The organism is Yersinia enterocolitica subsp. enterocolitica (assembly GCF_901472495.1).
Lineage (GTDB): Bacteria > Pseudomonadota > Gammaproteobacteria > Enterobacterales > Enterobacteriaceae > Yersinia > Yersinia enterocolitica.
Genome location: NZ_LR590469.1, coordinates 1,094,145 through 1,107,022, shown reverse-complemented (window position 1 = coordinate 1,107,022; position 12,878 = coordinate 1,094,145). Strand labels below are relative to the sequence as shown.

Genomic DNA, 12,878 nt, shown 5'->3' with positions numbered 1-12,878 from the left:
GAGATGCATAGAAAACAACATCTCCCAAATTAATATAGGCCTAGATTAACCGTACACAAATATTATTGCGACGATAACGACTTATTGCGCTGGTGAAATTTAACCACCACAGCATCAAAAGGCCAGCAATAGACAACAAAATAAGTCACTTCGTTCATCCCGCGTTATAAACACGGGCAATTGAGCCTATTCCGTGGACGGTAATTGGCGATTCATTAGCCGGAATGAAACAAGACTCACCGGGTTGCAACGTGATTTCTTGCTGCTGTTTTTTCAATATCGCCTGACCTTGAACACAAAATACAATGGCTGCACTGTTTTGCGCCAATTCCTGTGGCTCTGACGTTAATGTATGCAGTGAGAAAGCAAAATCCTCAACAGGGATGGGGAATAGCAACTCGTTGCCTTGCTGTTGGGGCGTGGTCAGTAAAGTAGCGGCAGGTTTTGGAATAAATTGCAGGTTAGCCATTAATTCAGGGATATCGATGAACTTAGGTGTCAGTCCCGCGCGTAATACGTTATCCGAATTTGCCATGACTTCCAGCGCCACGCCATTAAGGTAGGCATGAGGGGTTTCAGCATACAAGAACATGGCTTCACCCGGTTGCAGGGTGACCACATTAAGCAACAACGGAGAGAACAAACCACTGTCATCCGGGTAGAAACGCGAAATACTGCGAATAGTATCCCACGGCTCACCCAATTGATTATTCAGTGCCGCTTTCAATATCCCCAAAGCTCGCGTTTTCTCTTCGCCCGCCATACTCAGCAAACTGGCAAATAAGGTGGCTAAATGTTCGGTATCAGGGGAGCGTAGAAACGCTGCGATATCCGGATGAGCGGAGGCTAATGGCTGGAGCAGGGCCGCAATGTCATCCAAAGTACGGAAACCATTCATGGCCTGGAAAGGTGTTAGGGCATAAACCAACTCAGGCTTATGGTTCGCATCTTTGTAATTGCGCTCGGCGGCATCCAGCGGGATACCCGCTTGATTCTCTTTGGCAAAGCCAATTTCTGCCGCAGCCTTACTTGGATGCACCTGAATCGATAATGGTTGGGCGGCACATAGCACTTTGAATAGGAAGGGCAATTCACCAAAACGTTTAAAAACGTCATGACCTAAAGTGGCATCAGGGTTCTTCTCAATCACATCACGCAATGAATGCCATTGGCCGCTGGCATCCGCAACTTCAGAACTGCTTTTGGGGTGAGCGCCCATCCATAATTCAGCCATAGGTTTGCCTTGCGGATTGGCTATGCCGTAAAGCTCGGTAAGCGCATTGGTACTGCCCCAGGCGTAGTTTTGTACTGCATTCTTCATTTTTTGCATCATAGGTCATCTGCCGTTGAATCTGGCGAAATTCATCGCCCTGATAAAAATCGTCCCTTAGTAAACAATGGGGCCAAAGGGGTTGCAAGTAGTAATGTAATCCGTCTTATAACCGAATATAACTAAATGAGAGAAATGCGAATCAATCGCATAAAGGTGGTGATAAATATGCCATCATATACCCGTCATACTACAACCTTCTGTTCATATGCTAAGGAGACAGTGATGGTGACCACCCGCAGTGAAAAGGACTCAATGGGGCCTATTGATGTACCGGCAAGTCAATTATGGGGCGCGCAAACCCAGCGCTCACTCGAGCATTTTCGTATTTCGCAAGAGAAGATGCCAACGGCACTGATTCATGCGTTGGCATTGACTAAACGCGCCGCAGCCCAGGTCAATATGGATCTGGGTTTGCTCCCCGCCGAGCGGGCAAGAGCGATTATGCGTGCGGCTGATGAGGTCTTGAATGGCGAACATGCGAGCGAGTTCCCACTTTCAATTTGGCAAACCGGTTCTGGCACGCAAACCAATATGAATATGAATGAGGTGCTGGCCAATCGGGCCAGTGAATTGTTAGGGGGCGAACGAGGTAATGATCGTCTGGTTCATCCTAATGATGATGTGAATAAAAGCCAAAGCTCAAATGATGTATTCCCAACCGCAATGCATGTCGCCGCAGTTATTGGGTTAAGAGAGCATCTGTTACCTGAACTGAAAGTATTGCAACAGACCCTGAAAAATAAAGCCGAAGCCTATCGCGACATTGTGAAGATTGGCCGCACGCATTTACAAGACGCCACGCCACTGACGCTGGGGCAGGAAATTTCCGGCTGGGTGGCGATGTTGGCGCACAATGTACAACATATTGAAGCCACTATTCCTCATCTGTGCGAACTGGCATTGGGCGGCACTGCCGTTGGGACGGGGCTGAATACTCATCCTGAATATGCGGTGCGCGTCGCCAATGAGATTGCAGCCTTGGCCCAGCAACCTTTCGTCACCGCGCCGAATAAATTTGAGGCATTAGCAACTTGTGATGCATTAGTTCATGGTCACGGTGCATTGAAAGGTTTAGCGGCCTCGTTGATGAAAATTGCCAACGATGTGCGCTGGTTAGCCTCAGGCCCCCGCAGTGGCATTGGCGAGCTTTCTATTCCGGAGAATGAACCAGGCAGTTCTATCATGCCGGGTAAAGTCAATCCGACACAATGTGAAGCTATGACCATGTTATGCGCGCAGGTGATGGGTAACGACGTGGCGGTCAATATTGGTGGGGCGTCTGGTAACTTTGAATTGAACGTTTTCCGCCCGCTGGTGATTCATAACTTCCTGCAATCTATTCGTCTGCTCGCCGACGGTATGCGCGGTTTTAATGAGCATTGCGCAGTTGGCATTGAACCTAATCGTGACCGTATCACTCAGCTACTGAATGAATCGCTAATGTTAGTTACTGCGTTGAATACTCATATTGGTTATGACAAGGCGGCTGAAATTGCGAAGAAAGCCCATAAAGAGGGGCTGACCCTCAAGGCGGCGGCGCTGAAACTAGGTTATGTTACTGATGAACAATTCGATGAATGGGTTAAACCGGAAGATATGGTTGGAACTATGAAATAGCCTCGCTGGTAACGCCGGGATCTATTCCCGGCGTTCTTTATGACAATATGGTATTCAGCAGAGAGAGACGTTGTGCAATATTAAGCATTATATTGTCAGAAGTAATAAGCATAATACCTATAATTGCATTGGCTAATCGTATAAAAAAGAAAAATCATTTTATTTAAGTTGTGTTTTTTGAGGTTTTTAGCAAAAAATACGTTTTGCTTATTTTTCCCGTGGGCCACCGGGTTGCTATGGTTAATATAATTAAGGTGGTTTTTATTTATTAAAATGTTGTTTTTGACGCGATAGGAGTTCATTTTATGGAAGATGAAAAATCAGTCCCCCAGAATCAATCTAACATGATTGTTAATTCACTCAGTGAAACATCGCTTATTTCCATCATGGAAAAGGCGAGTATTCCTTGGGCGATAAAAGATAATAACTCCAAATTTGTTTACTTAAATGAATCTTGTCTTGATTTGTTTGATATTCAGCCTGGCTTTGATTTTGAAGGGCGCTTAGATGAGGAAATGCCATGCTCATGGTCGGAGTATAGTGATGACTTCAAGGCTCACGATAGAAAGGCGGAACAAAGCAGAGAGGGCGCGGAGATCATTGTCACCTCTTCCTTTGGGCGTGAAAGGGTTATTTCACCCTGGTACTTCCCTAAATTTCCTATTTATAACCAAAATGGGAAGGTGTTAGGCACTGTTTTTTTTGGTAAAAAATTTAACTTTATTTCTATATGTGATTTTTTTAACAGTTTAAAACCCTCCGTTATTACACTCACCCCGCCGGTAGATGGCTTCTCAGAAAGAGAACTTGATATCATATTTTATGCGATTCAAAAAATGACCGCTAAAGAAATAGCGGTAAAATTATCCCTGTCAAATAGAACTATTGAAAATCGGCTTAGATTTATTTATGACAAAGTGGGGTGTCATTCTTTAAAAGAGTTGATTGAATATTGCCATACTTCAGGATTGAGTCACTATGTCCCTAAAAAAGTTCTACGTGAAGGGGTTAATTTCTTCTGGTAATTGAGTTGCTTATTCATAAAAATCACCAGAAGAAGCGTAATCTTATAGGTTCTATGAGAGTAAATGATTAGCTTAGACTTTTTATCTATATTTCGAGATATAAATGTAACCTGGGTACCAACAGCTGTAATGGTTTGGCATCTGGCTTATATTTATGTTTAATCTGATTGGCATCATAATCAGTTAATTCGCCTAATTTAGGTAATTCGGCTGCCGATTGAAGCTGGCAAAAGGCAATCAAAGGCATAGGGCAGGGGTGTTGAACTTGTTTCTGCTGTTCCTGATACCAAACTCGTGCAATAGGTTGTACTTTTACCGGACGTTTGATTTTTAAGCGCGCTTGTTCCGGCAACCGTTGAACATCGTTAATTTCTTGGCTAATTAATTCCACCCATTGTTCACGGCTAAAAGGGGGAACGGCACGGCCTGCATTTAGGCTTTTATTTAACTGCGCCAGCACGTCTTCGCGGGTAACATTCTTAATAATATGTTTATTAGCCCAACCAAAGCGAACCGAACTGGGGTTTATCAACGGCGTAATGGTGCGATAGGTATTTAGCGTGATCAACCCATGCAGGTGGGTGTGAACAAACTCGAAACGTTGCTCACTCGGCAAACCAGACTCAACGGTAATGATATGTTCCAGCTCGGTTTTTAATTGATTAATGTGTTGAATACTCTTTTGGCAAGTGGCTAATTGGCTCTCCGTCACCGAAAAACAAAGGACTCCCGGGAGGCGGAGGGCTGCTTTGCTGCTAACATTCTGACCTTGGTGGTGAATAAACAGCCGCTGATAATGCTGTATCGCTAAATCTCTAGCCGCTACTCCCACGGTTGCATTCACAGGGATATGCATAATGGGTTGATGTTCCGTGCCTTTCTCTATTTCAGGCAAGGAAAACACGCGGGCAGCGAGCAGGGGTAAATCCTCAAGCTGCTGGTGGAGCGCCTGCAATCCGGCTTCCAACGCGGTAAAGCGGTTATTTAGCCGCTCTATCAGATCATATTTATTCATCGTATCTTTAATTAACCTTACTTTAGTTACAACATACACTAAGTTATATCAATAAAACAATACCTCTGAAAGCCAGTGTTGCCATTAATCATGGGGTATTTGCCAAAATATCAAAAGCATCTATAGCGGTTAAAAGGCGGGTAACGTCACCCGCACAGGAAATCAGGATATTTGCGACAAAATTATTTGGGTCGCAGAGGCCAATACATCGCGGCGTGGCTTCGCGTCTTTTTCGCGTTGCGTGAAATACACGACTAAAACAATCGGCGCGCCTTTAGTCGGCCAAAGTACCGCAATATCATTGGTGGTTCCGTAATCGCCACTACCCGTTTTGTCACCCACAATCCAGTCAGTAGGGGCACCCGCACGAATTGTGGCATCCCCGGTGGTATTTCCTTTCAGCCATGCAGCGAGTTGACTTCGTTGGGCAGGGCGCAATGCATCACCCAGCACCAATTTATTCATACTCGCTGCCATAGCCGCAGGAGTGGTGGTATCACGTGGGTCATTAGGTAGCGCGGTATTTAAATCAGGCTCCCAGCGGTCTAATCTGAACATCTGATCGCCAATACTGCGAGCAAACTGATTAACAGCCGCTAAACCACCCAACTCTTTAATTAATAAATTCGCGGCAGTGTTATCACTATATTGAATGGTGGCAGCACATAACTCGGAGACGGTCATGCCACGCGCCAGATTTTTACACGTGATCGGGGCATAAGATAACAAATCACTCTCATGGTAATTTATATGCTTATTGAGTAAATTCGGCTGAGACTGGCTTTGATCTAATACAGCAGCGGCCAGCATAAACTTAAAAGTACTACAGAATGGGAAACGTTGAGCTCCGCGATACAAAATTTTGGTGCCAGCGCCGCTATTAATCATCGCAATGCCTAAACGACCGTTAGCACTATGCTCAAGTGCTGCCAATTGCTTGTCTAATGATCCCGGAATCGCAGCGGCCCAGGTTGGCGGCGCAAAATTGACTAAGGGCAGGGTAATACCGGCTAATAATAGTGAACGCCGTAGCGAAGAGTGCTTCATTCCTGAATCTCGCAAACAATATAAGCATAAGGCTGAAATTATAATCTCCATGGCGACTAAGCACCACTGTCTATTATTTTTATCGCTTTAATTCAGAAATAAAAAAGGCTAAATGGCAGGGTAAGTGACATTTAGCCTTTATAGCCGACACGTTTTCAATGTTGTAGCTGTGTTGGCTAGAGTGATAAATCAAAATATTAGGACAGTGCTTTCGCTTTTAGTTGCTGGTATTCACTTTCAGTAATAGTCCCTTCATCTAATAATTTTTTCGCGTCAGCAATCTGTTCTGCTGGCGATTTACCCGCAACGTGACGGATATACTCATTGGTTTCGGATACTGATTTTTGTACCGAGGCTCGATAGCGCTGAGCCATACCTTTACCTCGTGTGATGAGGTATACCAGAGACGTCAGTAGTGGAATGAAGAGTAAAAACAGAATCCAAATCGCTTTATAAAACCCACTTAATTCATGGTCTCTGAACAGGTCGGAAATGACCTGAAACAGAATCAGCAAGTATGCGATGAAAAAGAAAATGGAAAATGTTGTCGCGAGTATGTCCCAAAGCGTGAGGAAGTGGTTTGTCATATTTTCTCCTGACCTTACATAAATTAAGGAAATATCTCGTAATAAATCCCTTAATACACTAGATACTTAATTTATATCTCAAGCAACAATCACTTAGGGTCGTTAAGCTCCCCTTAATAATAGGTACATAGCAGAGAGAACGTCAAATTGTAATTTGGCGTCCAATCGGCTTTACTTCATCTAAGATTATATTTTGGCCGCTTCTGGCAATTTCCGTAACCGCTGCCCAACATACAATGCCAGCAACAAGAGCGTGGCGATAAATGCCACAACGCCGGCCCACCCTAGATTAAGCCAGAAAATACCGCCTAATGTTCCTGCGACACTCGAACCGGCGTAATAACAGAATAGATATAGTGAAGAGGCTTGGGCTTTAGCGCGGCGCGCGCGGCGGCCAATCCAACTGCTGGCAACAGAGTGCGCGGCAAAGAAACCGGCAGTAAATACCATCATGCCAATAAAGATGGTTATTACCGCAGAGAAACCGGTGATAATGACACCAATCAACATCATACCTATTGCAGCCATTAATACCGGCCCCCGGCCATAGCGAGTGGTCAACGCGCCAGCTTTTGGGGAGCTATATGAGCCGGTCAGATAGACTATCGATAATAACCCCACCACCGCCTGGCTGAGATAATAAGGCTGTGCCAGTAAACGATAACCAATGTAATTGAACAAAGTGACAAAGCTACCCATGATTAAAAAACCCTCCGCGAACAGCAGGGGTAAGCCCGAATCACGCCAGTGCAGTTTAAAATTAATGACCAGCGTTCTGGGGCGCAATGAGGTAGGGCGAAAATGTTTAGAGGCCGGAAGAATACGCCAGAACATACAAGCGGCGGCCAACGCAAATATACCTATCACCGCCAGAGCGATGCGCCAGGAAAAGAAATCACTCAACACCCCGGTAATTAAACGGCCACTCATCCCACCAATCGAGTTGCCGCTGATATACAGCCCCATCGAGAGCGCGACAAAACTGGGGTGAATTTCTTCACTAAGATAGGTCATCGCCACGGCGGCAACGCCGCTAAGGGAGAGGCCAATCAATGCTCGCATGAGTAAAATCCCATGCCAACTGGTCATAAAAGCACAAATTAAGGTGCAGATAGCGGCCAGCATCAATGCCACTACCATCACGGATTTACGGCCAATGGCATCAGAAAGTGGGCCAGTAAACATCAGGCCAAAAGCCAGCATCCCGGTGGCAGTTGAAAGCGATAAGCTGCTGCTCGCCGGTGAGATAGTAAAGTCTTGTGATAACAACGGTAGGATTGGCTGCACGCAATAGAGCAGGGCGAAGGTCGCTAATCCGGCGGAAAAGAAAGCCAGGGTGACACGAATAAATTCCGGTGTACCGCGTTGAATATAAGGACGTTTAGTAAAACGAGTGGTTTTAGGCGTTGTAGCAGTTGCATCGTCATTTGCGGCGAGGTTCGACACTGCGGTATCCGTAGTGAGCAAAGAGGTGGTCACGGTATTTCCTTATCATTAGCACAATAAAAACAAGCACAATCAAAACAGTTTGTTCACCGCAAGAGCACAGGCTCAATCGTCGTTCGGTGTAATAATAGGATCATAGAAATAGCAGAGTTTTTTGTCTAATATATTAATTATTCATAATAAGACTTTAAAAATATCACTGGAGTCGGATGAGTATTGAACTCAGGCATTTACGTTATTTTATCGCGGTGGCTGAAGAGTTGCATTTCGGGCGAGCAGCAGAGCGTTTACGTATTTCTCAGCCCCCGCTGAGCCAACAAATTCGGATATTGGAAGAGCAAATCGGGGCCAGGTTGTTTGCCCGCAATAACCGTAATGTCAGCCTGACACAGGCCGGTGTGCTGTTTTTAAAGGAGGCTTACCAAATTCTGGCGCAGGTTAGCTCGGCCGCTGAGAAAGCAGCGCGTTTGCATCGTGGGGAATCGGGGGAGTTAACCATTGGTTTTACCTCATCGGCACCGTTTATCAGCACCGTATCTAAGAATTTGCGCGCTTTTCGCCAGTTGCACCCGCACGTTCATATTAAAATGCAGGAAGTGAATACCAAACAGCAAATTGAACCCTTGTTGAATGGTCAACTTGATCTTGGTGTGATGCGCAACACTCGCTTGCCCGACGCGCTGCAATACCGTCTGTTGTTACGCGAGCCTTTAGTTGCGGTGGTCCACGAAGAAAGTCCGTTAGCTGCTTTACCTCTTGGGCGTGTCAAATTTAGTTCGTTGGCCGATCAACCTTTTGTTTTCTTTGCTCGCGAGGTAGGTACTGCGCTTTATGATGAGATCCTCACGCTGCTGACTCGTGCTGGGATCACTCCCTATATCACGCAAGAAGTCGGGGAGGCGATGACCATTGTCGGGCTGGTATCCGCCGGTTTAGGTGTTTCTATTTTGCCAGCGTCATTCACGCGGGTAAAAGTGGATGGGGTGAAATACTTACCGTTAGCTGAAAGCAGTGCGACAACTGAGGTGTGGTTGGTGAATCATAAACATCGCCCGGTGACCGCGCCAGCGGAAGCATTGATCCGCCTAATGATAGCGGATAGCCCAATAAATGAAGCATAAAGGCAGTTTGGGTTGCTAAGGTTAAATAATATTGGTGAGTGTTTTTCGACCTTTATTCGTCTAAATAATCAGCGCATAGTCAAAGGGCATCGGCGATTATGTGCAGTAAATCACATAACTAATCAAATAGTTGACGCCATATGCTAAAAGCCCCAACATAGCCGATAATCTTTATTTAGAAGCGCGAAAAATACTCGGTGACAGAGAAGGAGCCGGTTTAGTGATAACGGATGGACAGCCTGGGCATATTGATCAAATCAAGCAGACCAATGCAGGGGCCGTTTATCGGCTGATTGATTTGTTCGGCCCGATATCCCGTATTGAACTGTCTAAGAGGGCGCAATTGGCCCCCGCCAGTATCACCAAGATTGTGCGGGAATTAGTTGAAGCCCATTTGGTAAAAGAAACCGAATATCAAGATGTTGGTAGTCGTGGGCGGCCAGCAATTGGTTTGGTTCTGGATACCGAGGCTTGGCATTATGTCTCCGGACGGATTAGCCGAGGTTCGATAACTCTCGCGCTGCGTGACCTCAGCAGTAAACTGGTAGTTGAAGATCAAATTCCCTTACCGGATAGCCACTCTGAGCCCTTACTCAATCGCATTCTCAGCGAAGTCGACCAATTCTTTATCCGCCATCAGGAAAAACTTGAAAGGCTGACGGCTATCGCCATTACCATGCCCGGTATCATCGACGCACCAGCGGGTATTGTGCATAAAATGCCATTTTATAAAGTGGATGAAATGCTACTTGGCCCGGCATTGGAGCAGCGAACGGGATTACCTGTTTATCTGCAACATGATATTTGCGCCTGGACGATGGCAGAGGCCTTGTATGGCGCTTCGCGTGGCTGTCAGAATGTGATTCAAGTCGTGATTGATCATAATGTCGGTGCAGGGGTTATTGCTGCGGGTAGGGTATTACACGCAGGCAGCCGTAGTGTGGTTGAAATTGGCCACACTCAAGTTGACCCTTATGGCAAACGTTGTTATTGCGGTAACCATGGTTGTCTGGAGACGGTTGCCAGTATTGAAAATATGCTGGAAATTGCCCAACAGCGATTAAATGGCTCAATGAGTTCGTTATTACATGGCTCACCACTGACGGTTGAGTCTTTATGTGATGCGGCGTTGGCCGGCGATCAATTAGCTAAAGATATTATTCTAGGTGTTGGCCACAGTGTCGGGCGCATTATTGCCATTATGGTCAATTTATTTAATCCGGAAAAGATTCTGGTTGGTTCGCCATTAAATAAAGCGGCTTCTATTCTGCATCCCGCCATTGCATCTTGTATTCGCCAACAAGCCCTACCTGCTTATAGCGAGCATATTTTGGTGGAGCCAACGGCATTTTTTAATCAGGGGACAATGCCGGGAGCCGCTCTGGTAAAAGAAGCATTATATAATGGCTCTTTATTGGTGAAACTCCTGCAAGGATAGGGCATTACTAATAATTAAGAGTTAATTATTAGTAGGTATATTGGGTGTGTTCCCCATATTATTGAGCGTTATCCGCTAAAAACCGCTCTCAGTTCGGCAAAACATTGCGCTAACGCAAGCTGTCTGTGGTCGGCATCGCCTAGACTTTTATCCATGTTACCAATTTCGCTAATATTAGGCGGAAAGACGTGAGTCGAAGTGGTCAGATTGCGGAGTATTGTTATGTTAACGCGTATTTTTGTGACGGGTACCGACACTGCTGTTGGTAAAACCGTAGTGTCACGGGCCTTACTTCAGGCCTTAAGCCAAAATGGCAGAACAGCTGTTGGCTATAAGCCAGTAGCAACGGAGAGTAAAGATACTCCCGATGGACTACGCAACCAGGATGCACTGATTTTACAAGCTTCATCCTCTATTGAAGTGGATTATCAGGAAGTTAACCCATACCCACTGGCTGGGGATGTTATCCATGCCTGCTCTGACACCCTGATTAACTACAATAAAATGACCGAAGGATTGCAGCTCTTATCAACGAAAGCCGATACCGTTGTCGTCGAGGGGTGCGGTGGCTGGAAAGTGATGATGAACGACCAACGTTTTTATTCTGACTGGGTGATTCAAGAACAGTTACCGGTTATTTTGGTGGTCGGCATTAAATTAGGTTGTATTAATCATGCCTTATTAACTGCTCAAGCTATTCTTAATGATGGATTGCCATTATTAGGATGGGTTGCCAATCGTATTAATCCAGGACTGGCACATTACGCTGAAACTATTGCAATGTTACGCGAACGTTTACCTGCACCACAATTAGGGCAACTACCTTATTTGCCCCATGCAGAACAAAAGCCGTTAGCAAAGTATTTAGATCTCACCGCAATAGCCAAGTAATATATCCATCAAACTTTAATTTAGCGTGAGTGATATACTGAAATAGGGCGTAACCAACGGGCTATTGTTGTCGAAATAACGCAGGATAATAGTAGCTCTGGCAACAGGGTATAGGCTCCTGTCATTTCGCACACCATGAGTGCTGCCATAATAGGCGCGTGAGTGGTCGCTGCCAGCAATGTCGCCATGCCTGTCAATGCCATTAATAACGCAATATTGTCACCCAACATGGGCCACCAGGCAAATATTTGACCGCATAACATCCCCAACGCCGCACCAACAAACAGTGTTGGCGTAAATACCCCACCAGGAGCACCCGAACCGCTACTGGCCAGTACCGCCAACAACTTACAAACCAAAATACCGCCAATTAACAAAATTCCCGGCGGGGTGGTCAATAATGATTGCACCACACTGTAACCATTGCCCCAGACTTCAGGGAAAATGAGCGATAATAGCCCGACAATCACCCCACCCAGCGCCAATTGCAGTGGTGGTGATAAGTTCAGGGAACGAAATGCATGCCCGCTGGCTGTCATACCTTTAAGGAACAGTGGCCCACAGAAACCGGCGAATAATCCCAATAGTGCCATTAGGAGATATTGTATCGGCCACGGGGATGGCAGCACCTGTACTTGATACAGCGTTTCTTGCCCGCCATGTAACAGGTTGGTGGTGAGCAATGCACTGACAGCAGCAATCACCACCGGCCGAAGGGAAGCCAGCATTAATGTACCGAATAGAATCTCCGCAATAAATAAGCTACCAGCCAGTGGTGCATGATAGGCGCTGGCCATACCAGCAGCGGCACCACAAGCGACCCAAAGTTTCCATTCTTTAGGTTTTGCGTAGCGCTGGGCAAATACAGAAGCGAACAATGCAGCCAACAGCACCATGGCACCTTCACGGCCAATGGCACTGCCGCTGGATACCACCAGCAACGAAGCCAGCGATTTGACCAGGCTGGCAGAAATGTCTAATCGACCATCACCGGTTTCAATGGCTTCCATATAATCGGTGGGGGCACTGGGTTTTCGATGCTGATAACGCTGATACACCCACAATAGTGAGCCCGCTGCCAATCCCCCTAATGCGGGGGTTAATGCACGTCGCCAGCCACTAATGGAAGAGGCGGCTGCCACCAGGCTGCCGTCGGTTCGGGTAAATAATAACCACTCAAGCCCCAACATCGCTTGATGGAACAACCAGACAATTAGCGCAGAAATGATGCCCAGCATGATGGCAATCATCAGCCGGCGCAACATGGCGCGATAGTAATACCAATGGGCAGGCCGTTTCATATAAAGCAAACTAGGGTCGCTATAAAGTAGAAGGGCGCACCGAGAGGTACGCCCTGA

The 12,878-nt window shown here is 46.2% G+C and carries 11 protein-coding genes; 5 read left to right on the top strand and 6 right to left on the bottom strand.

The window, feature by feature from the left end; genetic code table 11:
- Positions 1–154 precede the first annotated feature (154 nt).
- Positions 155–1,330 carry a mannose-6-phosphate isomerase gene (gene manA / locus FGL26_RS05155; RefSeq protein ID WP_005169828.1) on the bottom strand — a complete coding sequence of 392 codons (1,176 nt, stop codon included), beginning with the start codon at positions 1,328–1,330 and terminating at the stop codon, positions 155–157.
- A gap of 225 nt (positions 1,331–1,555) precedes the next feature.
- Here manA and fumC point away from each other — a divergent pair, with 225 nt between their 5' ends.
- Together fumC and FGL26_RS05145 are read left to right on the top strand one after the other, a co-directional pair.
- On the top strand, positions 1,556–2,950 hold the full coding sequence (gene fumC / locus FGL26_RS05150; RefSeq protein WP_005169824.1) for a class II fumarate hydratase: 1,395 nt from the start codon (positions 1,556–1,558) through the stop codon (positions 2,948–2,950).
- 305 nt (positions 2,951–3,255) lie between these two features.
- Positions 3,256–3,975: a helix-turn-helix transcriptional regulator gene (locus FGL26_RS05145; RefSeq protein WP_005169820.1), complete on the top strand. Its 720-nt coding sequence runs from the start codon at positions 3,256–3,258 to the stop codon at positions 3,973–3,975.
- Positions 3,976–4,060: 85 nt separating this feature from the next.
- On the opposite strand, the gene tus is transcribed toward FGL26_RS05145, so the two are convergent.
- From tus to FGL26_RS05125, 4 genes are all read right to left on the bottom strand, one after another.
- Positions 4,061–4,990, bottom strand: coding sequence for a DNA replication terminus site-binding protein (gene tus / locus FGL26_RS05140; RefSeq protein WP_005169818.1), 930 nt, complete (start codon positions 4,988–4,990; stop codon positions 4,061–4,063).
- 162 nt (positions 4,991–5,152) lie between these two features.
- Positions 5,153–6,037, bottom strand: a complete 885-nt coding sequence (gene blaA / locus FGL26_RS05135) for a class A beta-lactamase BlaA (RefSeq protein ID WP_005169816.1) — start codon at positions 6,035–6,037, stop codon at positions 5,153–5,155.
- Positions 6,038–6,234: 197 nt separating this feature from the next.
- On the bottom strand, positions 6,235–6,624 hold the full coding sequence (locus tag FGL26_RS05130; RefSeq protein ID WP_005169809.1) for an SHOCT domain-containing protein: 390 nt from the start codon (positions 6,622–6,624) through the stop codon (positions 6,235–6,237).
- Positions 6,625–6,810: 186 nt separating this feature from the next.
- Positions 6,811–8,103 (bottom strand): MFS transporter, encoded by a 1,293-nt coding sequence (locus tag FGL26_RS05125; RefSeq protein ID WP_005169805.1) that lies wholly within the window; start codon positions 8,101–8,103, stop codon positions 6,811–6,813.
- 176 nt (positions 8,104–8,279) lie between these two features.
- Between FGL26_RS05125 and FGL26_RS05120 the strand changes: the two genes are divergently transcribed.
- The 3 genes from FGL26_RS05120 (at position 8,280) to bioD (ending at position 11,520) form a co-directional block, all read left to right on the top strand.
- Complete coding sequence (locus tag FGL26_RS05120) at positions 8,280–9,191, top strand: LysR family transcriptional regulator (RefSeq protein WP_005169803.1); 912 nt, start codon at positions 8,280–8,282, stop codon at positions 9,189–9,191.
- Between the two features lie 220 nt (positions 9,192–9,411).
- The gene (gene mlc / locus FGL26_RS05115; RefSeq protein ID WP_005169799.1) at positions 9,412–10,629 is read left to right on the top strand and encodes a sugar metabolism global transcriptional regulator Mlc; all 1,218 of its coding nucleotides are present in this window, start codon (positions 9,412–9,414) and stop codon (positions 10,627–10,629) included.
- 222 nt (positions 10,630–10,851) lie between these two features.
- The gene (gene bioD / locus FGL26_RS05105; protein WP_005169797.1) at positions 10,852–11,520 is read left to right on the top strand and encodes a dethiobiotin synthase; all 669 of its coding nucleotides are present in this window, start codon (positions 10,852–10,854) and stop codon (positions 11,518–11,520) included.
- 20 nt (positions 11,521–11,540) lie between these two features.
- Here the strand turns inward: bioD and clcB are convergent, their stop codons facing one another.
- On the bottom strand, positions 11,541–12,821 hold the full coding sequence (clcB, locus tag FGL26_RS05100; protein WP_005169795.1) for a voltage-gated ClC-type chloride channel ClcB: 1,281 nt from the start codon (positions 12,819–12,821) through the stop codon (positions 11,541–11,543).
- Between the last annotated feature and the right edge of the window lie 57 nt (positions 12,822–12,878).